Genomic DNA, 22240 nt, shown 5'->3' on the forward strand with positions numbered 1-22240 from the left:
GTTTCCGCTTTCAGGGTCTGGGCCAGATCATACAGGGCATTCTTCTTGGCTCCGGTGATGCGCGCGGCCAGTCGGGCCGCCTGGCTGGCGGGCAGGTCCTCGACCAGGATGGCGAGCACCCGGCGCGCCTCCCGCATGGCCTCGTCGGCCTGCTCCGGGCGGCCGGAGACGACCAGGACGAATTCGCCGCGCTGGCGGTTGTCGTCGCCGCGCAGCCACTCGGCGGCCTCGCCGAGCAGGCCGTCGTGGAAGGACTCGAAGCGCTTGGTCAGTTCGCGCGCGATGAACAGCCGGCGATCGCCGCCGAGCACCGTCGCGAGATCGCCGACGGTGTCCAGCAGGCGGTGCGGCGACTCGTAGAAGACCAGACTGTCCGGTACGGCCGCGAGGTCTTCGAGGACGCGCCGGCGGTCACCCGCCTTGTGCGGCAGGAAGCCGTGGAACCGCCAGCCGCCGGTGGCCAGACCGGCCGCCGAGAGCGCCGTGGCGACGGCGCTGGCGCCGGGGATCGGGACCACTGCCAGGGCGGCGGCGCGCGCCGCCTGGACGACCAGGGCACCCGGGTCGGAGATGGCCGGGGTCCCGGCGTCGCTGACCAGGGCCACGGAGCGGCCCTCGCGCAGGCGCTGCACCAGTTCGGCCGCGGCCGCCCGCTCGTTGTGCTCATGGCAGGCGAACAGCTTGGCCGCGATGCCGTAGGCGGCCAGGAGGCCGCCCGTGACCCGGGTGTCCTCGGCCGCCACCAGGTCGACGCTCTTCAATATGTCGAGCGCCCGCAGGGTGATGTCGCGCAGGTTGCCGATCGGGGTCGCCACCACGTACAGGGTGCCCGGCTGGGCGCGGAATTCGCTGGCTTGCATGATGGATAGCTTGGGTTTAGCGTCGTACCGTCAGTTTATCAAGGGAGGCGGCCATGGCGGCCGGCAAGGCGGCGGAAGACGCCGCGGCAGACTACCTGCTCAGGCAGGGCCTGCGTCCGGTCGCGCGCAACTGGCGCTGCCGGGGCGGCGAGATCGACCTGATCATGCGCGACGGCGACGTCCTCGTCTTCGTCGAGGTGCGGGCCCGCAAGGACGCCCGCTTCGGCGGCGCCGCCGCCAGCATCACCGCCACCAAGCAGGCCCGCCTGCTGCATGCGGCGCGCCTTTACCTGGCCGGACTCGGCGCCCCGCCCCCCTGCCGCTTCGACGCCGTGCTGTTCGAGGGCGACCGGTTGGTCTGGCTTAAAGATGCCTTCGGGGAATCGCGATAAAATCGCCGGACCATGGATCTCACCGAACACATCCAGCAAACCTTCGCCGACAGCGCGCAAACCGTGCTGGAGTCGGCCGAGGCATTGGCCGGACCGATCGCCCTGGCGGCCGAACACATGGTCGGCGCCCTGCTCGGCGACGGCAAGATACTGGCCTGCGGCAACGGCGGCTCGGCGACCGACGCCCATCTCTTCGCGTCGACCATGATCAACCGCTTCGAACGCGAGCGGCCCGGCCTGGCGGCGATCTCGCTGACCAGCGCCACGGCCACCCTGACGTCGATCGCCAACGACTACGACTATGGCCTGGTGTTCGCCCGCCAGGTCGCCGCCCTGGGCGGTCCGGGCGACATCCTGCTGGCCATTTCCACGAGCGGCTATTCGCGCAACGTGCTCGAGGCGGTGCGCGCCGGCCACGAGAAGGAGATGTCCGTGGTGGCGCTGACCGGCCGCGACGGCGGCGACCTGGCAGAGATATTGCATGAGGAGGACGTGCTGGTCTGCGTACCGGCCGAGACCACCGCGCGTATCCGGGAGATCCACCTGCTCGCCATCCATTGCCTGTGCGACACCATCGACAACCTGTTACTGGGAATCTGACCATGCCCTCCTGCTACCGCGCTTCGCTATTCGCCCTTGCCGCCTTTGCGACCGCCGTCGGCATTGCCGGCTGCACCGCCGTGGCCGGGGGCGCCGCCGCCACCGGCGCCCTGATGGCCGAGGACCGGCGTACGCCGAGCACCTACCTGATGGACGAGGAGATCGAGCTGAAGGCGGCCAGCCGCTTGCGCGAGCAGGCCATCGAGGGCGTGCACGTCAACTTCACCAGCTTCAACCGGCGCCTGCTGCTCACCGGCGAGGTCCCGACGACCTCCGTCAAGGGCCGCGTCGCCGACCTGGCGCGCACGCTGCCGAACGTGCGCGAGATTGCCAACGAACTCGTCCTCGGCGTGCCGACCAGCCTGACCTCGCGCAGCAACGACGGCTACACCACCGCCAAGGTCAAGACCCGCTTCCTGGACGACAACCGGTTCAACGCCCTGCACGTGAAGGTGGTCACGGAAAACGACGTGGTCTACCTTATGGGCCTGGTGAAGCACGCCGAGGCCAATGCGGCGGCGGAAACCGCCTCCCGCGTTTCGGGGGTACGCCGCGTGGTCAAGGTATTCGAATATACGGACTGACCCGTCCAGAACGGAAGGGAGGGCGCTTCGCGCAAAGGCACGCCATGATGTGGATACTGGTACTGATACTGGCCGGCGTCGCCGGCGTGCTCGCCTACCTGCTGTTCAAGCAGCGCAGTGCGGGGCAGGTCGTGGTGGTCGTGCCGGCCGCCGAGCCCGCCATGCCGTCGGCCCAGCCGGCCCCGAGCAAACACCACTTCTGGGGCAAGCAGTTCATCGTCCCCGACACGACGCGCGCCTGCGCGCGGGCGCTCGAGACCAACGGCCACTGCTTCGCCTACGGCAAGGTCCCGGCCGTACCCCTGGCCGGCTGCGACCAGGCCGTGTGCACCTGCCACCTGCGCGACCTCGAGGAACGCCGCAGCGGGCGTGAGCGGCGCTCCGGCCACGAGCGGCGCGAGGACGTGCGCTTCGAGGACAAGGAAGACCGCCGCAAGGGCAAGGATCGCCGGGGCGATCATTACGACTGGCGGTTCACGGCATGAAATACCGCGACCTGCGCGACTTCCTGGGCCAGCTGGAGGCCCGCGGCGAACTGAAACGCATCACGGTCGAGGTCGACCCGCGCCTGGAGATGACCGAGATCGGCGACCGCGTCCTGCGCGCCGGCGGACCCGCCCTGCTGTTCGAGAAACCCAAGGGCCACGCCATGCCGGTGCTGGCCAACCTGTTCGGTACCGTGAAACGGGTCGCCCTCGGCATGGGCGAGGAGGACCCGGCCCGGCTGCGCGAGATCGGCCAGTTGCTCGCCTATCTGAAGGAACCGGAGCCGCCCAAGGGCCTGCGCGACGCCTGGGAAAAATGGCCGGTGCTCAAGCAGGTCCTCAACATGGCACCGAAGAACGTCCGTTCGCCGGCCTGCCAGGAGGTCGTCTGGGAAGGCAAGGACGTCGACCTCGGCCGCCTGCCCGTGCAGACCTGCTGGCCGGGCGACGTGGCGCCGCTCATCACCTGGGGCCTGGTAATCACCCGGGGACCGCGCAAGAGCCGGCAGAACCTGGGCATCTACCGCCAGCAGGTGATCGGCCCGAACAAGGTCATCATGCGCTGGCTCGCGCATCGAGGCGGCGCCCTCGATTTCCGCGACTTCCAGCAGGCCAACCCGGGCCAGCCCTTCCCCCTTTGCGTCGCCATCGGCGCCGACCCGGCGACCATCCTCGGCGCGGTCACGCCGGTACCCGACTCGCTGTCGGAATACCAGTTCGCCGGCCTGCTGCGCGGTGCCAAGACCGAGGTGGCCAAGGCGCTCGGCAACGACCTCGACGTGCCCGCCTCGGCCGAGATGGTCCTGGAAGGCGTCATCCACCCGGGCGAGACCGCCCTCGAGGGGCCCTACGGCGACCACACCGGCTATTACAACGAGCAGGAGACCTTTCCGGTCTTCACCGTCGAACGGGTCACCCTGCGGCGCGACCCGATCTACCACAGCACCTACACCGGCAAACCGCCGGACGAGCCGGCCGTGCTCGGCGCGGCGCTGAACGAGGTGTTCGTGCCGCTGTTGCAGAAGCAGTTCCCGGAGATCGTCGATTTCTGGCTGCCGCCCGAGGGCTGTAGCTACCGCATGGCCGTGGTGAGCATGAAGAAGCAGTACCCCGGCCACGCCAAGCGGGTGCTGTTCGGCGTCTGGTCCTTCCTGCGCCAGTTCATGTACACCAAGTTCATCCTGGTCACCGACGACGACGTCAACGTGCGGGACTGGAAGGACATCATCTGGGCCCTGACCACGCGGGTCGATCCCGCACGCGACACGCTGGTCGTCGAGAACACCCCGATCGACTACCTGGACTTCGCCAGCCCGGTTTCCGGCCTCGGCTCCAAGCTCGGCATCGACGCCACCAACAAGTGGCCCGGCGAGACCGACCGTGAATGGGGCACGCCCATCGCCATGACCGCCGAGGTGAAGTCGCGCGTCGACGCCATCTGGTCCCAGCTCGGACTCTGAATATCATGCTCGAACCCCAATCGCTCCGCCATTTCTCCCCCCTCGACGCCCTCAGTGAAACCGGCCTCGGCCAGGCGGCGGAGGCCATGACCGTGCAGCGGCTGGGCGTCGGGGGCGAACTGTTCAGAAAGGGCGAGCGCGACCACGCCGTGTATTTCCTGCTGTCCGGGCGCGTCGCCCTGCGCTCCGATCCGGCCAGCGCGCCGCTCTACATCGAAGCCGACACCGATGCCGCGCACGTCCCGCTCTCGCGCTTGAAGCCCCGGCGCTACACCGCCATCGCCGCCACGCCGGTCGAGGTGGCGGTCATCGACGAGGACCTGCTCGACAACCTGCTCACCGCCGACCAGACCACCGCGTACGAGGTCACCGAGATTTCCGGCGAGGACCCGGAATGGATGTTCCGGCTGATCTGCGACCCGGCTTTCGCCAAGATTCCCAGCCACAACTTCGCCATCCTGTTCAGCCGTCTGGAAACGGTCGAAGTGCCGGACGGCGAGGTCATCGTGCGCCAGGGCGAGATCGGCGACTACTACTACATCATCCGGCAGGGCAAGGCGGACGTCTGGCGCGCCTACGACGGCGACGACGCGACCAAGGTCGCCCAGCTGGGCGCCGGCGACACCTTCGGCGAAGAGGCCCTGCTATCCGGCGAACCGCGTAATGCCACGGTGGTCATGGCCGGCGCCGGCAAGCTCATGCGCCTGGCCCAGGCCGACTTCGACACCCTGCTCAAACCGCCCCTGGTACACCGCGTCGACCCGGGCACCGCGGCCATCCTGGTGGGCGCCGGCGCCCGCTTCCTGGACGTGCGCAGCGAGTCGGAGTTCCGCGAATTCAGCCTGCCGAGCAGTGTCAACCTGCCACTCGGCAACCTGCGCGGGCTCGCCGAACAGCTCGACCCGCGGCGCAAATACATCACCGTCTGCGAGAGTGGCCGGCGCGCTTCGGCGGCGGCCTTCCTGCTCGGCCAACGCGGTTTCGACGTCTGTGTGCTCGAAGGCGGCCTGATACCGGTTTTCAACAACGGCAATAGTTGATTACAATACTCAGGTATTCACCGATCAGGAGTTCAACATGTCTGCCGAATTGCACGCCGCCGCACTCGCCGGCGATACCGATACCCTGCGCAAGCTGCTGGCTGCCGGCGCCAACGCCAACGCCGTCGACGAGACCGGCATGACCGCCCTCATGGCGGCGGCCGGGCAGGGCCACCTGGACGCCGTCCAGGCCCTCCTCGACGCCGGCGCCGACGCGGACGCGGCCGATGCCAACGGCTGGACCGCCCTGTTCAAGGCGGCCTACAACCACGAGCTGGACACCGGCTTCGCGCCGGTCGTGAAGGCCCTCGTCGAGGCCGGCGCCAATCCGAACGCCACCATCCACTTCGGCATCACCCCGCTGATGCTGGCGGCGGGCGGCGGCGAAGGCGCCGTCTGCGAGGTACTGCTGGACGCCGGGGCGGATGCCAAGGCGGTCAACGAGGCCGGCCGCACGGCCCTGCAGATGGCCAAGGAGCGTCACTGGGTGGACGTCATCAACCTGCTGCACGAGGCCACCGGCTTCGTGCCGGAGACCGAGGGGAGCTGTTCCACCACCGGTCGGCGCGGTCCGAGCGACGCCGCCGTGGTCAGCTTCATGCCGCGGCGCCCGCACTGAATCCGACGGGAGCATGAAAAACGCCGCTAACGCGGCGTTTTTTCTTGGCGCGGCCGCACGGCCGCGGCAGCGCTCAGGCCAACGCTTCGGCGCTGTAGATCACCGACAGGGTATGGCGTTCGCCGGCCGCTAGGCTGACCACGTCATCGAGCGCGTTGCCGCTCTCTACGCAGACCATCTCGCGCCAACCGCCCTGGCCGGCCCTGCCCGGCCCGAAGTCCGCCATCTTCTCGGCCTTTTCCTGCCACGGTGTCCAGACCACGGTGGAGCGGCCGCCGCTCTTGGCGATCCGGATTCGGCGGCCGAGCACGGGATCCTCGATCAGGCACTCCGATTCGGTGTTCACATAGACCCGGTCGACCTCGCCCGAGAACATCACCGCGCCGGCCTGGTGCTTGCGGCGTCCGCCGTCGACCTTGTCCACGTACTCGCTGCCGTCGAGCCCGGTGACCGCGGCGTCGGCAATGTCGCCGATGCGGAGGTAAGTGTGTAAGGCCTCGCCGATGGTGACCGTCTCGGTATCCAGGTTGCTCGTGACCAGGTCGACGCGCAGACTGGCACCGACCGTGGCGATCAACTCGCACCGGCAGGCCTTCGGGAACTGGGCATGGGTACGGTCGTTGGGCATGAGCATGAAGCCGACACGCGTGGCGCCGTCCGCCAGCGTCTCGCTGCCCGTCACCTGCCACATGGTCGTCCGCGCGAAGCCGTGGCCCGGGAAGGCGGATTCGCTGGCGTGCGGCCCGAACCAGGGCCAGCACACCGGCACGCCGCCCCGAATCGACTTGCCGGGACCGTACTTGGCCTGATCCGACACCCAGACCACCGGCTCGGTCTGATCCTTCGGCCGCCAGCCGACGATATGGGCACCCTGCAGGCAGATGCGCGCGCTGCCGCCCGCGTTGTCGATCTCGGCATAGATCAATTCACCCGCGCCCTCGGCGAAGCGGAGTCCGGGCTGGCCGTAGTGCTCGTTCAATTCGGTGACGTTCATGGTCTGCTCCTGTAGTTGTCGTCGGCGTCAGGCCACGACCATGGCGAGCCAGTTCGCCGCGATCATGGCCAGACAAAGTAGGGCATGGAAGACGCCGCCCGGCGAGCGCCGCCCGGACCTGTCCGGGCCACCGGTCTTGGCCATGAAGACCAGGTACAGCACGGTGGCGATGACGTTGAACGGCAGCCAGCTGATCGCCTTCGTCCAGATCGCCACCTTGGGATCCGCGACGCTGCCCCACATGCCCCAGATGAACAGCCCGTTCAGCAGCACGGCGACGTACAGGAAGGCGCGCCAGTTCCGGAACCGCGCGAGCGGGTCGGGCAGGCCGGTTTCGGGCGCCTCCTGGGCGGTCACTTGCGTTCGACCTGGCTGACGTCGCGCACGGCGCCGTTGGCCGCCGAGGTGGTCATGGCGGCGTAGGCGCGCAGGGCCGGGGAAACCAGGCGGTCGCGGCCGACCGGGGTCCAGGCATCCTTGCCCTTGGCCACCATCGCGGCGCGCCGCTCCGCCAGCACTTCGTCGCTGACGGCGACGCGGATGATCCGGTTCGGGATGTCGATCTCGATGGTGTCGCCGTCCTCGACCAGACCGATGTTGCCGCCCTCGGCGGCCTCAGGCGAGACGTGGCCGATGGACAGGCCCGACGTTCCGCCGGAGAAACGGCCGTCGGTGATCAGGGCGCAGGCCTTGCCCAGGCCCTTGGACTTCAGGTAGCTGGTCGGATAGAGCATCTCCTGCATGCCGGGGCCGCCGCGCGGGCCCTCGTAGCGGACGATGACGACGTCGCCGGCCTGGACACGGTCGCCCAGGATGCCTTCGACCGCCGCGTCCTGGCTCTCGAACACCCGCGCCGGGCCGGTGAACTTGAGGATGCTGGCGTCGACGCCGGCGGTCTTGACGATGCAGCCGTCCACAGCCAGGTTGCCGTACAGCACGGCCAGGCCGCCGTCCTGGGAAAAGGCGTGGGCCTGGTCCCGGATGCACCCCTGGGCCCGGTCGAGATCCAGTTCCGGATAGCGGCGATCCTGGCTGAAGGCGACCTGGGTCGGCACGCCGCCCGGCGCCGCCTTGTAGAAGTCGAACACCGAGACGTCGTGGGCGCGGATCACGTCCCAGACGTGGATCGCCTCACCGAGGCTGCCGCTGTGCACGGTGCCGACCTCGCGGTGGATCAGGCCGGCCCGGTCGAGTTCGCCCAGGATGGCCATGACGCCGCCGGCACGGTGGACGTCCTCCATGTGATAGAGCTGGGTCGAGGGCGCCACCTTGGCGAGATGCGGCACCTTGCGCGACAGGCGGTCGATGTCCTTCATGGTGAAGTCGACCCCGGCCTCGCGCGCCGCCGCCAGGAGGTGCAGCACGGTGTTGCTGGAACCGCCCATGGCGATGTCCAGGGTCATGGCGTTCTCGAACGCCTCGAAGGTGGCGATCGAACGCGGCAGCACCGAGGCGTCGTCCTGTTCGTAATAGCGCCGTGCCAGATCGACGGCGAGACGGCCGGCGCGCAGGAACAGCTCCCTGCGGTCGGCGTGGGTGGCGACCAGGGAACCGTTGCCCGGCAAGGACAGGCCCAGGGCCTCGGTGAGGCAGTTCATCGAGTTGGCGGTGAACATGCCGGAGCAGGAGCCGCAGGTCGGACAGGCGGAACGCTCGGTCGCCTCCACCTCCGCGTCCGAGCAGTGGCTGTCGGCCGCCTGGATCATGGCGTCGATCAGGTCGAGCATGATGGTCTTGCCCTGCCAGGTCACCTTGCCCGCCTCCATGGGGCCACCCGAGACGAACACCGTCGGGATGTTCAGGCGCAGGCTCGCCATGAGCATCCCCGGGGTGATCTTGTCGCAGTTCGAGATGCAGACCAGGGCGTCGGCACAGTGGGCGTTGCACATGTACTCGACGCTGTCGGCGATGAGGTCGCGGCTGGGCAGGGAATAGAGCATGCCGCCGTGACCCATGGCGATGCCGTCGTCGATCGCGATGGTGTTGAATTCCTTGGCGACGCCGCCGGCCGCCTCGATCTCGCGCGCCACCATCTGGCCCAGGTCCTTGAGGTGGACGTGGCCGGGCACGAACTGGGTGAACGAGTTGGCGATGGCGATGATCGGCTTGTTCCAGTCGCCCTCCTTCATGCCGGTGGCGCGCCAGAGCGCGCGGGCCCCCGCCATGTTGCGGCCATGGGTGGTGGTGCGGGAACGGTATTGCGGCATTTCGGTCACCTTGCTCGGTCTATAATTTTGCCATTTTAACCCCCGCCGGCGCCTTGGGATGCCCCTTTGGCCCGGATGCCGCGCGGGACGCGAAGCCGCGCTGCCGCGCCTCCGGCGAGCGACGCAGGCGACGCCACCACACCGAGGTCACCGATGCTGGTCCACCCCCAATTCGATCCGGTCGCCATCCAACTCGGGCCGCTCGCGGTACGCTGGTACGGCCTGATGTATGTCGCCGCGTTCGTCGCCTTCATCCTGCTCGGCCGCCTGCATGCCCGGCGCCGCCCCGACCTGGGCTGGAACCGCGACATGATCGACGACCTGCTGTTCTACGGCATCCTCGGCGTGATCATCGGCGGGCGCCTGGGCGAGGTGCTGTTCTATCAGCCCGGCTATTACTTCAGCCATCCATTGGAGATCGTCGCGGTGTGGAAGGGCGGGATGAGTTTCCACGGCGGCTTCCTGGGCGTCCTCGCCGCCCTCGCCTGGTTTGCCCGCAAGACCGGCCGGACCTTCTTCCAGATCAGCGATTTCGTCGCCCCGCTGGTTCCCATCGGCCTGATGTTCGGGCGCTTCGGCAACTTCATCAACGGCGAGCTGTGGGGCCGTCCGGCCAGCCCCGACCTGCCCTGGGCGATGATCTTCCCGCAGGTCGACCAGATCCCGCGCCACCCTTCCCAGCTCTACCAGGCCGCCGGGGAGGGCCTGTTGCTGTTCGCCCTCCTGTGGCTCTATGCCAGCCGGCCGCGCGCGGTCGGCAAGGTCTCGGCGCTGTTCCTGGTCGGCTATGGTGCGCTGCGCTTCGCCGCCGAGTTCTTCCGCCACCCGGACCCGGGCATATTCAGCGGCCTGCCCTTCGAGTTGTCCACCGCGCAATGGCTGTGCGTGCCCATGGTGCTGCTCGGCCTGGTGTTTTTTTTCCGGCGCAGCTGACCGGGCCCATTACCCAACATTCGGATTTTTTGCTATATTTCGCCGCCCAAGGGCCGATAGCTCAGCTGGGAGAGCGCTGCGTTCGCAATGCAGAGGTCGGGAGTTCGATCCTCCTTCGGTCCACCAATTCGCGACACCAAGAAACACCAACACGATACGAAGCCCGCATGGATACAGGTCATGCGGGCTTTTTTATGTCCCAAGCAGCACCAACGGCACCCATTGAATACCGTCACAACTGGCGGTATATATGGCGGTATCCGGTTATACCGTCATGGGAGATACCGTCATGGCACTGACAGACGTAGCTGTTAAGAAGGCCAAACCAGCGGACAAGCCCTATAAACTGGCCGATGAAAAGGGGATGTATCTGCTGGTTTCTCCATCCGGCAAGTACTGGCGGATGGACTACCGGCACACTGAAAAGCGCAAGACACTGGCCTTGGGTGTCTATCCCGACATCACGCTCGCTGAGGCGCGCGAACGACGCGATGAAGCGCGTAAGAAGCTGGCCAACGGTATAGACCCTATGGCTGAGAAGAAAGCGGTCAAACGTTCCCGTATAGAGGCTGCCGAGAGCAGTTTCGAGGCCGTCGCGCGCGAGTGGTACCAGAAACAAGTCACTCATTGGGCACCGAGCCATGCCGAGAAGATTATCCGCCGTCTGGAACGCGACCTGTTCCCGTGGATTGGCAGCCGGCCGATTGCTGAAATCACCGCTCCGGAACTACTGGCATCCCTGCGTCGAATTGAATCCCGTGGTGCCGTCGAAACCGCGCATAGAGCCATGCAAAACGCCGGGCAAGTGTTCCGTTATGCCGTAGCCACGGGTCGCGCGCATCGCGATGTATCCGGTGACCTGCGTGGCGCACTTGCTCCCTGGAAGCCGCAACATTACCCAGCAATAACCGACCCCAAGGAAATTGGTCCCCTGCTGCGCGCCATCGACGGATTCACCGGCACGTTCCCGGTCAAATCCGCCCTGCAATTAGCACCCCTCTTTTTCGTCCGGCCCGGTGAGCTTCGCCTGGCAGAGTGGGTTGAGTTCGATCTGGAAGCGGCGACGTGGACGGTCCCTGCCATGCGCATGAAGATCAAGTCCCAGGACCACATCGTGCCCTTGGCTCGTCAGGCAGTCGATATCCTCAAAGAACTGAAACCGCTGACGGGCCATGGCCGCTACCTGTTCCCGAGCATCCGCGACCACAATAAACCTATGAGCGACGCCGCCGTCAACGCCGCCCTGCGTCGGATGGGTTATGACCAAACCACCCTTACTGCCCATGGTTTCCGAGCAATGGCGCGGACGGTTCTGGACGAGGTCCTGGGCTTCCGCCCCGATCTGATCGAACACCAGCTTGCACATGCGGTACGAGACCCGAACGGCCGCGCCTATAACCGCACGGCGCACCTTCCTCAGAGAAGGGAGATGATGCAGCGCTGGGCAGATTACCTAGATCAATTGAGGCAGGGCGCAGAAATTCTCACCTTTCCCGGTTTTGCCGCTTAGTCATGGGTTCAACTAATAGACCTCCCGAGAAGTGGCCGGTTGGCAGGCTTGCCGACAAAATTGAGCAGGCGAGAAATGGCAACCACGTAGTCGGAGGTGAGTTGTTGAGCATGGCCTCCATGCAACTGCGTGAGTTCGCCCAAATGGAACCGGACTTGGTTCGCTATCTGTCGGATGTGTTGTCGCGCGTAACCCAACACCCCGCAACGGAGGCGGCTCTCCATCTGAATGTGCTCCCACCTCAGAAACCGAGTCACAGACCACCCAATAGCCACCGACAACGTTTAATGCTGCTGTTCTGGAAGGCAGCCTGTGATTGGCCTTCAATAGACCGGGGTGATGAGACCCACATCAAGGCGGAAGCCGCGCGAATTGACCGGATTGAAGATGAGGCGGAACAGTATGCTCAGCTAGTAGACTGGTACCGAGATGACTACCAGGACGCCGAAAAGGAAAGGCGTAAGTCAGCACCGTCGACCTTTGAATTCGCAGCGCGCATGTTCAATCACGCCTTGAGTCAAGCACAGGCTGATGGACGTCGACAGACAGAAAAGCCAGTAACTGGCGGCGCTATACGGTCTGCTGTATATCGCATGCGCAAGAAATTCTCAAAAGCCCAGGAGTAACGAGAAAGGCTAATTCTTCAACTTTCCGATGATGCCGCCATGCACCAGGCAAACCGTCCCGGTGCCAATCCGTATAGGAGACATGACGGCATGACCAAGCATCAGAACTCAGCATCGTCTGAAGCCACCGACAAGAAGGCTGGAAAGACTTCCAGCCGCGCCAAGTCGCCCAAGATTCCGGCTGCCCTGCAAGCCTTCCCCTCCCTCCCTGACGACGCCCTGGTGGGCATCCGCGTCGTCGGTGGCCTGATCGACAAGGGACCAACCAGCGTCTGGCGTGACGTCAAGAACGGCAGGCTGCCTGCTCCAGTGAAGATGGGTGGCGCTACCCGGTGGCGGGTGGGAGACCTCCGCCAAGTCTTGGCTGCGGCGAAGTAAGGGGAGGCCGACATGGAACAACTTCACCTCAACCTTGAAGGCGTTGACGAGCGGGTTGCTCGGTCTGTATCTGCCATCACCAACCAGTACACCCCGTCTATTCCGCCGTTCTCTTACCCGCCTGCCAAATCGGTATATGGTCGCGTCCTGGGCATCCTGCTCGAAGGCTACCGCCCGACCCATAGAGATGTTCAGTACCGGTTTAGCGCCAGTCGGCTGGCAGCCGATGTCCACAAGTTGCGTGCAAGGGGCTGGCCGATCCACAAGATGACCATTAGTGTGCTGACTCGTGACCACGGACGTGTCTCCCATGTCGCGCAGTATTGGCTTAGTGCGGCAGCAATTGCCCAGGCCGGCGACATTGGCCGGCACTACGCCCAGGAATGCCGGAGGGTTTTCCATGGCAACAAGGCGGCGTGAGTCACTTCCCCAAGTCGTCACGGAGGGCCACCTCCGGCTGCCGCACCGGGTGATGGACAGCGTCGCCTTCACCGGTGCCAGTCACACGGCCAAGGCCCTCCTGCTGGAACTCGGTCGGCAACTCAACGGGCGCAACAACGGCCACCTGCAATTGACGGAGAGTTGGCTGATCAAGCGCGGCTGGTCCAGGAACACGCCGGCTCGCGCCCGCGCGGAACTGATTGAGCGGGGGTTGATTGTCCAGACCAGGCAGGGAGGCAGGAACATCGGTGCCAGCCTCTATGCGGTCACCTGGCTCTCCATCAACAACTACGTCGGCCTGGATATTGGACCGCGTAACTACCACCCTGGCGCATGGGCGCTGATGGAAAATCTGAACCTTGCTGAAGCAGTCGAGCGCCCCACCCCCAAGCCCGGTAAACCCGGAATTTCGGCTGCGATAACTGGTAGGAATACATAGTCCCCAGATGTGGGGGTAGCGGACACGCCTATGGAGGTCATTTTCACCCCGTCCGAGAGGGTAGTGGACATCATCGCTACCCCACCGTCCGGGGTGAGACTGCCCCACGGCATGGAGTAGTTCCCCCCTCTCTTGGGGTAGTTGATTCAATTTTTTGTCCAGTTTCTACGGATTTCTTCAGGTAACGTCGCTCGGCCAGCACGGCTGTGGTAGCTTTCCAGGCCAACGCGAATAAGAGCCGGGAGACAGTACAGTGGCCAAGAAAACCAAGACCGCGTCGCCAGCCGACGCGCAGACCTATGCCCACGACCAGAAAGCCGTTCAGCGCCCCGATGTGGGCCTGCAACAGGAATTCCTGAAGGAGAAGCGGCCGCCCAAGGCATACCGCTACGACTCCAGCCTGGACCCGGCCCTGTCCTGGGACGAGAACCCCGGTCGGGAACAGGCGGAATGGCTGCTCTCCCTCCTCCAACGCTGTGTGGATGAGGGCGAGGAAGTCGTGTTCGCCCAACCGCAAACAACCGTTGACGGACGGTTTCGGGTAACCAGCCTAAAGGCTTGCGTAACCCTTCTGCAAACTCTTTCCAAACCCTTCCTGAACTGGGCCGGCAAGGCTGAACGGGCTGAAATCAAGGTGCCCACCCTGCCGCTGTTCGTACATGAGCGGCATTCCACCAAGGCCATCATCGACGGCCTCCAGAGCCACAAAGCCAAGGGCACCACCCTGGACCTTTTCGGCGACCCGCAACTTGACCTCACCGACAAGTTGCGCGCCTACGAGCACAAGGGACCGTGGGTGAACCGTCTGGTACTGGGCGACAGTCTGGTGGTGATGAACTCCCTGCTGGAATACGAGGGCCTGGGCGGACAGGTCCAGATGATCTACATGGACCCGCCCTATGGCGTGAAATTCGGTTCCAACTTCCAGCCCTTCGTGCGCAAGCGTGACGTGAAGCACGCCGACGACGACCAGATGACCCGCGAGCCGGAGATGGTGAAGGCATACCGGGACACCTGGGAACTGGGCCTGCATTCCTACCTGACCTACCTGCGCGACCGGCTGCTGCTGGCGCGGGAACTGCTAACCGAGTCGGGCAGCGTGTTCGTGCAGATTTCAGATGAGAACCTGCACCACATCCGGAGCGTAATGGACGAGGTTTTTGGTCCACAAAATTGTCTTGGCGTCATTGCGTTCAAGAAGACTGGATACCAAGCTTCTGGCTTATTGCCAGCCAATTATGATTTTATCTGCTGGTATGGAAAGAACGCCGAGAATGCGAAGTACCGACAGCTTTATGTGCCGAAGATGGAAACCAGCGCGTTTGTTGGGCAAGACCTTTGGTTTGAGTTTCCCGATGGAGCACGGCGCCGCTTAACCAAAGACGAAAAAGATGATTCGGCCATATGGCCAGCGGGAGCGAGATTATTCCGACATAAACCACCAGAAGGCGCCGGTTCTGGAGGTAATACAGACCCCTTTGAGTTTGACGGCAGAATATTCCGCCCAAAACAAGGCAAACACTGGTCCACCACGCCGGAGGGAATGAAGCGACTTGCTGATGCAAACCGCTTAATCGCAATGGGGAACACACTTCGCTTTGTGAATTTTTTGGATGACCTCGCTGTTGGACCAATCACTACTGTTTGGCCCGATACCGTTGTAAGCGGATTTTCCGACCCACAGTTGTACGTCGTCCAAACATCCACAAAAGCGGTCCAACGCTGCATGCTCATGGCCACCGACCCCGGCGACCTGGTCCTCGACCCCACCTGCGGTTCTGGCACCACCGCCTACGTTGCCGAGCAATGGGGCCGGCGCTGGATTACCACCGACACCTCCCGCGTGCCCCTGGCCCTGGCGCGGCAGCGGCTGCTGACCGCAACCTTCCCTTACTACGACCTGCAAGACCCGAAGGTCGGCCCCCGTGGCGGTTTCCGATATGAGCACAAGCAGAATAGGAAGGGCGAGGAAGTCGGCGGCCTGGTGCCGCACATCACCCTCAAGTCCATCGCCAACGACGAGCCGCCAGCGATGGAAGTGCTGGTTGACCGGCCCGAAATCCTGAAGAACGTCACCCGCGTGGCCGGACCCTTCGCGGTCGAGGCCCTGATGCCGGCCGCTATCGAAGTGGAGCAGCCGCCTGCCCCCGCGGCTGATGACGCTCCTGTCCTGACAGCACAGCAGGAACTGGGCGCCTACAACGACGGCGGCAACCACATCGACCGCATGGTGCGGGTGTTGAAGCTGTCACGTACCCTGCGCCTGCCGGAAAACCGCACCCTGGCATTCGACAACGTGCGCTCCCTGGACGGCTACGACTATCTGCATGCCGAGGCCGAGGAGCAGAACGGCAGCGACAAGCGGGTGGCCATCGTGTTCGGTCCGGAGGATGGCGCCATCGGCTCGGAGACGGTGTGGGCTGCCGCCAGCGAAGCCAGCGATGCCAAGTTCGCGAAGCTGTATTTCTTCGGCTTCGCCATCCAGGCCAAGGCACGGGAGATGCTGGAGGACCGCAGCAAGAAAATCCTGCCCTGCGCCTTCATCACCGTGACACCGGACGTACTCATGTCCGACCTGCTGAAGACCACCCGCGCTTCTGAAATCTTCTCGGTGACCGGCCTGCCGGACATCGACGTGGTGAAGGCCGGCAAGGACAAGAACACCGGCACAGACCTGGTGCAGGTGAAACTGAAGGGCCTGGACATCTTCAACCCGGCGACCCTGGAAACCGAGGAGTACGCCGCCGAGAACCTGCCCTGCTGGATGCTGGACACGGACTACGACGGGATGTGTTTCATCGCCAGCCAGGTCTTCTTCCCGAAAACGAGTGCCTGGGACAACCTGCAGAAATCACTCAAGGCCCAGTTCGAGCCGGGGGTATGGGAACACCTGGCCGGCACGGAGAGCGAACCCTTTGAACTCGGCATGCGGCGCCGCATCGCCGTGAAGGTCATCGACGAGCGGGGCAATGAGTTGATGGCGGTGCGGGAGGTAAAGGCCGAGGGCAAGAAATGAGCGCCCTGCCTACCGTCGAAAACCCCATCATCAACTCGGCCTTTGAGGAGCCGCAGTTCCACTGGGTCATCCGCAAGGGTCAGCCGCCAGAGAAGCGGTCGGGCCGGCGCAGCGCCAGCTATTACTTCCGGGTACCCGAGGGCGCGGCACGCGGCAAATCCAAGAAGGAAAAACAGCGGGAACTGTTCGAGAGCGACACGCCTGGCGAGGAAGTCGAGATTCAGGTTGCCAACCAGATACGGGAGCGGGTGAAGCGCTGGAAGGAACGTGGTTACGCGGGAGCTACCGCAATCACACAGGAACTCCTGGCGCTGTGGCACCGCGAAGACCGGCGCGAACGGCTTTTCTTCGCCCAGCGTGAGGCCGCCGAGGCTGTCATCTTCCTGACCGAAGGCCCCCAGGACCTGTTGCAGGGCCTAGCCGAGCAGGTACCCAAGGATGAACCTGGGCCGGCAAGCAATGAGAAAGGCTACCGTGCCTTCATCCGCTATGCCCTGAAGATGGCCACCGGTACCGGCAAGACCACGGTGATGGCCATGCTGGCTGCCTGGAGCATCCTCAACCGCCTGTACCGGCCGGATGACGACCGCTTCACCGACACCGTGCTGGTCATCTGCCCCAACGTGACCATCCGCGACCGGCTGCGGGAACTGGACCCGCTGCTGGGCGAGCAATCCCTGTATGCCACGCGGGAAATCGTTCCGGCACACCTGCTGCCTGACCTGCGCCGGGGGATGTCATCGTCACCAACTGGCACAACCTGGCCCTGCAGGAAATGAAGGACGTGAACGGGGTTACGGCCAAGGTTGTGAAGCGCGGCGTACCGGTAACGAAGACCGTCACCAAGACCATCGACGGCCAGAAGGTGGAAACCCAGGAGACCCAGTATCTGGAATCCGACCGGGCCTTCGTGCAGCGCGTGCTGGGCAACCGGCGCGGACGCAGCCCGACCGTGATGGTGATGAACGACGAGGCCCACCATGCCTACCGGCGTGGCGACGTGGCCGAGGAAGTGGTTCTGGACAAGGAGATGGCCGACCGCAACGACCGGGAGGCCACCGTCTGGATCGACGGACTGGATCGCATCAACAAGATGCTGGGCGGCAAAACTGGCCGTAATGGCATCCGCCTGTGCGTGGACATGTCGGCAACGCCGTTCTACATCCAGGGCAGCGGAAACGAGGTAGGCAAACCATTCCCGTGGATCGTCTCCGACTTCGGCCTGCTGGATGCCATCGAGGCGGGCATGGTGAAGATTCCCATGCTTCCGAGTGCTGACGCGACCGGCGACGAGCGACCGGCCTATTTCAACATCTGGCGCTGGGTACAAGCGCAATTGCTGGCCGAGGGCAGTCCGGCCGGTGAACCGGCACCCCAGGACGTGGTGCGCTTCGCGGCCCAGCCCATCGGCCTGCTCGCCGAGGAGTGGGAAACAACCAGAAATAAGTGGGCCGACGAATTCGCTGCCAAGCGTCGCCGCTCACCGGCGCCGCCGGTATTCATCATCGTCTGCCGGGATACGAGCCTGGCCAAGGAAGTGCATGGCTGGCTGGCAGAAGGCAACGACGCCTATGGCGCGGCACCTGAGTGCTTCCGCAACAAGCCCGGCCAGATGGTGACCGTGCGCATCGATTCAAAGGTGTCGGAGGAAATCGAATCCGGCAGCGGCAGCGACGAGGCGCGGCGCCTGCGCTTCGTGCTGGAAACGGTGGGCAAGACCGCCTGGCCGGGTGGCAAGGTCCCGGACGAATACGCTGCCATCGTCGCGAAGAACAACGCCAAGGCAGCCGAAGACGACAGCGACGTGGTCTGGATCGATCCGGCCATCCCGCCGGGACGCGACGTGCGCTGCATCATCTCGGTGGCCATGCTCTCCGAAGGCTGGGATGCCACCACGGTGACCCATGTCATTGGCCTGAGGCCGTTCGGTTCGCAACTGCTATGCGAGCAGGTAGTGGGTAGAGCGCTGCGGCGTACGCACTACAGCATGAGCGATGACGGCCTACTGATAGTTGAGGACGCATCGGTACTGGGCGTTCCCTTCGAACTGATACCGTTCAAGATAAGCGGCACCACCGGCCCCATCGGGGAGCGCGAGGTGAACCATGTGTTTGCCGTCGAGGACAAGTCGGTCTTCGAGATAACCTTCCCGGTGGTTGAGGGCTATGACGACCCAGGCCACGTTGGGGTCGAAATCGATTGGAACCGGGTGCCGACCCTGGAACTGAACCCCATGACGGTGCCGGACAGTACACTCATGCGGCCCATGGTCACCCAGGATGGCAAACTGCTGCCTTTCGGACCGGGCGGCTCACAAGTCCTGGACCTGGCCGAATGGCGCCAGGATATCCGCGAGCAACACGTGGCATTCCGTATCGCCGCACAGGCTACTGGTCGATGGCTGGAGGAGCACCCGCAGACCATCCCGACACACCAGCTATTTCCGCAACTGTTGGGATACGCGCGGGCTTTGCTGGACACCCGACTGGCCCCGATGGGCGGGCGCGAGAAAGTGGATGCTGCGCTGGACCCCTACTTTTCTCAGGCTGTGGATTCCCTCGTCAACGCTCTCAAGCCCGTCGCCAAGGAGCGCTCTGAAGCCGAGAAGGCCAGGATACCGGCCGGGCCTGCTGGCATGCGCTCCACGGCCCAGGTCAATTTCTTCACCACACGCAATGTCTGGGGAACGGTGGAGAAGAGCCACCTGAACCTGTGCGTGGCGGATACCAAGAAATGGGAACAGAGCGCCGCGTATTGCCTTGACGTACACCCCTCGGTCATCGCCTGGGCGAAGAACGACCACCTGGGTCTGATGATTCGTTACCGGAAAGGCGGCAAGGTCCATCACTACGTGCCGGACTTCATCGTGCGACTGGCCGACGAGCGTTATCTCATCGTCGAGGTAAAAGGCGAAGTCGGCGACGCCGAACTCAAGAAGACCGGCGCGCTGCGCTGGTGTGCCGGGGTCAACCGGGACGGGCGATTTGGACAGTGGTCCTACCACCTGTTGAAAACTCCTGTGGACTTGATGAAGTTGCTGGACAGCATTCCAGGCGGAAAACAGGCCCCGGCCAAGCTCACGCTGGTGGCATAGACACAGAAGGGGAGGCAACATGACGGCCACGTACCACCCAAAACTCAGGGACAACGGTCAGAAGGTGCGCATCAACGCACCTTCTGAAGCCACCACGTCAAATACGTGGGATGACATGACGCAGATTGCAACCTGCATCCCGGAGGGAGGTTGTCCAGACAAACTAAACGCAGTTGGCATGTCTCCTGTTTCCTTGTCCGCGGCCGATCTGAACCGCCTAGCCTATGGCCGGCAATTCTCTGAGCCGGAATTTTCCTGCCCAAAGGGCTATGAGCCAGCAGCAGGTGCGGTTGTGGTCGAACCGGATGGAAGGGTTTGGCTGGTACATCCAACCAATGAATATGGTGGCTACTCCTGTACGTTTCCGAAAGGCCGGACACACGGCGAACCGCTTCGAGAAGCCGCCATCAGAGAAGTCCTGGAGGAAGCCGGTTTGCTAGTTGAGTTGCTAGATTTCCTGGCCGACTCAAAGCGCTCCGAGACCTACACACGCTACTACCTCGCCCGCCGGATTGGTGGTACGCCCTCCGAGATGGGCTGGGAGTCACAGGCCGTGTCACTCGCCCCGTCTGGGCTACTTACCAAACTGCTAAATAGAACAGTCGATCACAAGGTCGCTGAGGCTCTGGCCGACAGGTGCGAACAATGGCGGGAATGGTTCAGGGATGAAGACTGGCTCGCCCAACACGCCCGGAAGATTTTTCACGAAGACAACCAATATGGCCTGACCTCAGCGTACCGCATTCTCTACACCATTGATGCCTTCAGGGAGCGCTATGGTCTGTGGCCGACAGTTGTTTCCATGGACGCAGGGATGTATGGGGCAATTCCTGAAGCAGTTCTGTCACCGTTTGGGTGGCGTTGCCTGGAGGACCGGGTCAAGGTCGATGGCTTAGCATATGGAACTGTGGTGGCTTATGACGATGCCGGGCGTTCCTTTGACTACGCGGAATATGACCATGGCCGCCACTCCCCGGCGAAGGTCGCCGATGTGTGGATTTGGGGTATACCCATGTAGCCATCCAGGAGGAGAGCGGCCGTACATCCACCGTTACCGGAAAACCGTCTACGTTCCCGTCCAATCTAAAGTCTCATTCCGGTTCTAGATCGGCCCCAACTCTAGTAGCACCAGTGACTTTCCAATTACACGCGTCCTGAAAAATGAGACTAACTGGGTGGAAAAATGAGAGTAGCTGGGAATAGTTAAGGCAGCCGTTTTGTACTGGACCGGCTCGTGCGAAAAGCCGGTCGTGGTATCCCAGGCGGGCTTCCAATCACTTGCCTGAGCCTTCAGAACCCGCATCGGCTTTCCTGCTGGTAGTGAGGCAATGCACACCTAAAAGGCCAATCGTGAACAACCAAGATGGTGTTGAAAAGTGCTTTTTGACAATCGTATCTAATTGATATCTGATAGTTATTCTGCACTCTCAATGTTTCCATATTTGTCGTGTTGGCCCTAGTTCAAACAAGCACGCTGAATACCCATTCCAGGATCAGTTATTAAGCATGTGAAGGCATATCATGATCAAAGGCGTGGAATAAGGTTTTGCAGGTAATAGCTGACCATCACCTATAGGAGGACTGCCATGTGGGTGTTTCTCAACAATGCATTCCTATCTGTTGTCAGCAAGGGACCGGACCCGGACAAGCTCTGCGTTCGTACACGGGTTAAGGGTGATATTGAGCGCGTTTTTCCAGGCTTCGACGTCATTGCCAAAGCTGGTACGGATTATTCGTACCGCGCATTCATTCCTCGGGATGTGGTGGCCAACAGGTTAGCTGGTCTGGCAACAGGTTTGGACTACAGCAATTTCAAGAACTCGGTACATGAGCCAGTACGGCACGACGCCTACATGCGGGTCTGGGAAGTCATGTATGACTACCAGATGGAGGCCAAACGACCAGAACGTGGAGGAAATCATGACCGGAAATGAGGAGCGAATTCGCTCACTAGAGCGACAGCTAGCCGAGGCACAGGCCACACTAAAGCAGATCGGGAAGGCGTTGCTCAATTTCGAGGCGCGTGAATGCCTCTACCTGTCCTGTGAGATGGAGGTGCTCATGGAACATCCGACTATTGATGACACCGGTGCCGTGTATCGGGGCATTAGTGCTGCCATGGGTCGGCTGGGCGGAATGGCTGAGCGCATCACCGAGATGGCCATGCTTGCACATAATGCGGCCGGGCCTGATGTCGAAGAAACGCAATCCGTAAAGTTGATGAACTAGCCCTCTTTTTTGTCGTCGGTGGCGTATCCAATAGCGTTTCCACTGGCGCCGCATATTGGCTCTTTGAAGGTAAGCCACAACGGACTGACGGTATATTTGACGGTATCTACCGCCTCGCCTGTTCAAATAATCCAGTATTCATCGTAGTCCCAGGCTGCAATTCGATCCCCCTTCGGCCACCATCCATTCCCTTGCCGTCTTTGCACGCCGTCCTTCGGCGTGACCGCACCGGACGGCTCGCTTGCGGAAATTCGCCGGCGCCCAATCCGGGCGCCTTCGCCGCGGAAGCGGCTCGGCGGCCCCATCACCGTCGGCGGCGCGAAGCGGCCGCCC

24 protein-coding genes and 1 tRNA gene are annotated in these 22240 nt (G+C 63.5%); 20 read left to right on the plus strand and 5 right to left on the minus strand.

Annotated elements, in window-relative coordinates; all coding sequences use genetic code 11:
• Positions 1-860 (minus strand): 16S rRNA (cytidine(1402)-2'-O)-methyltransferase (rsmI, locus tag EZJ19_RS05630; RefSeq protein ID WP_131445342.1); only part of this gene is annotated, 860 nt, incomplete at its 3' end.
• Between the two features lie 53 nt (positions 861-913).
• On the opposite strand from rsmI, the gene EZJ19_RS05635 reads away from it, so the two are divergent.
• The 7 genes from EZJ19_RS05635 to EZJ19_RS05665 are packed head-to-tail and all read left to right on the plus strand — an operon-like array spanning position 914 to position 6040.
• On the plus strand, positions 914-1252 hold the full coding sequence (locus EZJ19_RS05635) for a YraN family protein (protein ID WP_131445347.1): 339 nt from the start codon (positions 914-916) through the stop codon (positions 1250-1252).
• Positions 1253-1264: 12 nt separating this feature from the next.
• Positions 1265-1852 (plus strand): phosphoheptose isomerase, encoded by a 588-nt coding sequence (locus EZJ19_RS05640; RefSeq protein ID WP_131445349.1) that lies wholly within the window; start codon positions 1265-1267, stop codon positions 1850-1852.
• Positions 1853-1854: 2 nt separating this feature from the next.
• Positions 1855-2436 carry a BON domain-containing protein gene (locus EZJ19_RS05645; protein WP_131445350.1) on the plus strand — a complete coding sequence of 194 codons (582 nt, stop codon included), beginning with the start codon at positions 1855-1857 and terminating at the stop codon, positions 2434-2436.
• A 44-nt stretch (positions 2437-2480) separates the two neighbouring features.
• Positions 2481-2921: a PLD nuclease N-terminal domain-containing protein gene (locus EZJ19_RS05650; RefSeq protein ID WP_131445352.1), complete on the plus strand. Its 441-nt coding sequence runs from the start codon at positions 2481-2483 to the stop codon at positions 2919-2921.
• A complete protein-coding gene (gene ubiD, locus EZJ19_RS05655) occupies positions 2918-4381 on the plus strand; it encodes a 4-hydroxy-3-polyprenylbenzoate decarboxylase (RefSeq protein WP_131445354.1) in 1464 nt (487 codons plus the stop codon). The genes EZJ19_RS05650 and ubiD overlap by 4 nt, the downstream gene beginning before the upstream one ends.
• 5 nt (positions 4382-4386) lie before the next feature.
• Positions 4387-5421: a cyclic nucleotide-binding domain-containing protein gene (locus EZJ19_RS05660; RefSeq protein ID WP_165873480.1), complete on the plus strand. Its 1035-nt coding sequence runs from the start codon at positions 4387-4389 to the stop codon at positions 5419-5421.
• Between the two features lie 37 nt (positions 5422-5458).
• A complete protein-coding gene (locus EZJ19_RS05665) occupies positions 5459-6040 on the plus strand; it encodes an ankyrin repeat domain-containing protein (RefSeq protein WP_131445357.1) in 582 nt (193 codons plus the stop codon).
• 73 nt (positions 6041-6113) lie between these two features.
• Here EZJ19_RS05665 and EZJ19_RS05670 read toward each other — a convergent pair whose 3' ends face one another.
• Genes EZJ19_RS05670 through ilvD form a run of 3 tightly spaced genes read right to left on the minus strand, consistent with a single transcriptional unit; the run spans position 6114 to position 9241 of the window.
• Entirely contained in the window at positions 6114-7034 is a 921-nt protein-coding gene (locus EZJ19_RS05670; protein ID WP_131445359.1) for a D-hexose-6-phosphate mutarotase, read from the minus strand.
• Positions 7035-7061: 27 nt separating this feature from the next.
• Complete coding sequence (locus tag EZJ19_RS05675; protein WP_131445361.1) at positions 7062-7391, minus strand: hypothetical protein; 330 nt, start codon at positions 7389-7391, stop codon at positions 7062-7064.
• Positions 7388-9241 carry a dihydroxy-acid dehydratase gene (gene ilvD / locus EZJ19_RS05680; RefSeq protein ID WP_131445363.1) on the minus strand — a complete coding sequence of 618 codons (1854 nt, stop codon included), beginning with the start codon at positions 9239-9241 and terminating at the stop codon, positions 7388-7390. The genes EZJ19_RS05675 and ilvD overlap by 4 nt, the downstream gene beginning before the upstream one ends.
• A 153-nt stretch (positions 9242-9394) precedes the next feature.
• Between ilvD and lgt the strand changes: the two genes are divergently transcribed.
• The 13 genes from lgt (at position 9395) to EZJ19_RS05740 (ending at position 21907) form a co-directional block, all read left to right on the plus strand.
• Entirely contained in the window at positions 9395-10174 is a 780-nt protein-coding gene (gene lgt, locus EZJ19_RS05685) for a prolipoprotein diacylglyceryl transferase (protein ID WP_131445365.1), read from the plus strand.
• Between the two features lie 50 nt (positions 10175-10224).
• Positions 10225-10300: transfer RNA gene (locus EZJ19_RS05690), tRNA-Ala, on the plus strand.
• A gap of 163 nt (positions 10301-10463) precedes the next feature.
• Positions 10464-11684 (plus strand): tyrosine-type recombinase/integrase, encoded by a 1221-nt coding sequence (locus EZJ19_RS05695; RefSeq protein ID WP_131445368.1) that lies wholly within the window; start codon positions 10464-10466, stop codon positions 11682-11684.
• A gap of 119 nt (positions 11685-11803) precedes the next feature.
• A complete protein-coding gene (locus tag EZJ19_RS05700) occupies positions 11804-12310 on the plus strand; it encodes a hypothetical protein (RefSeq protein WP_131445371.1) in 507 nt (168 codons plus the stop codon).
• A gap of 90 nt (positions 12311-12400) precedes the next feature.
• Positions 12401-12688, plus strand: coding sequence for a helix-turn-helix transcriptional regulator (locus tag EZJ19_RS05705; RefSeq protein ID WP_240754673.1), 288 nt, complete (start codon positions 12401-12403; stop codon positions 12686-12688).
• A 12-nt stretch (positions 12689-12700) separates the two neighbouring features.
• Complete coding sequence (locus tag EZJ19_RS05710) at positions 12701-13108, plus strand: helix-turn-helix domain-containing protein (RefSeq protein ID WP_131445374.1); 408 nt, start codon at positions 12701-12703, stop codon at positions 13106-13108.
• Between the two features lie 52 nt (positions 13109-13160).
• Positions 13161-13568 (plus strand): hypothetical protein, encoded by a 408-nt coding sequence (locus EZJ19_RS05715; protein ID WP_131445376.1) that lies wholly within the window; start codon positions 13161-13163, stop codon positions 13566-13568.
• Positions 13569-13821: 253 nt separating this feature from the next.
• A complete protein-coding gene (locus EZJ19_RS05720) occupies positions 13822-16584 on the plus strand; it encodes a site-specific DNA-methyltransferase (RefSeq protein WP_131445379.1) in 2763 nt (920 codons plus the stop codon).
• Complete coding sequence (locus EZJ19_RS16010) at positions 16581-17363, plus strand: DEAD/DEAH box helicase family protein (RefSeq protein WP_206199327.1); 783 nt, start codon at positions 16581-16583, stop codon at positions 17361-17363. Before EZJ19_RS05720 ends, EZJ19_RS16010 begins: the two co-directional genes overlap by 4 nt.
• Positions 17360-19678: a hydrolase gene (locus EZJ19_RS05725; protein WP_206199328.1), complete on the plus strand. Its 2319-nt coding sequence runs from the start codon at positions 17360-17362 to the stop codon at positions 19676-19678. Before EZJ19_RS16010 ends, EZJ19_RS05725 begins: the two co-directional genes overlap by 4 nt.
• 19 nt (positions 19679-19697) lie before the next feature.
• A complete protein-coding gene (locus EZJ19_RS05730; RefSeq protein ID WP_131445382.1) occupies positions 19698-20696 on the plus strand; it encodes an NUDIX hydrolase in 999 nt (332 codons plus the stop codon).
• A gap of 568 nt (positions 20697-21264) precedes the next feature.
• The gene (locus tag EZJ19_RS05735) at positions 21265-21612 is read left to right on the plus strand and encodes a hypothetical protein (RefSeq protein WP_131445385.1); all 348 of its coding nucleotides are present in this window, start codon (positions 21265-21267) and stop codon (positions 21610-21612) included.
• Positions 21599-21907, plus strand: a complete 309-nt coding sequence (locus tag EZJ19_RS05740) for a hypothetical protein (protein ID WP_131445388.1) — start codon at positions 21599-21601, stop codon at positions 21905-21907. The genes EZJ19_RS05735 and EZJ19_RS05740 overlap by 14 nt, the downstream gene beginning before the upstream one ends.
• Before the next feature lie 122 nt (positions 21908-22029).
• Here the strand turns inward: EZJ19_RS05740 and EZJ19_RS16015 are convergent.
• The coding region (locus EZJ19_RS16015; protein WP_206199329.1) for a hypothetical protein at positions 22030-22240 on the minus strand (211 nt) is incomplete at its 5' end.

Origin of the sequence: Parasulfuritortus cantonensis, from assembly GCF_004337445.1 — a bacterium.
GTDB classification, from domain to species: Bacteria; Pseudomonadota; Gammaproteobacteria; order Burkholderiales; family Thiobacillaceae; genus Parasulfuritortus; species Parasulfuritortus cantonensis.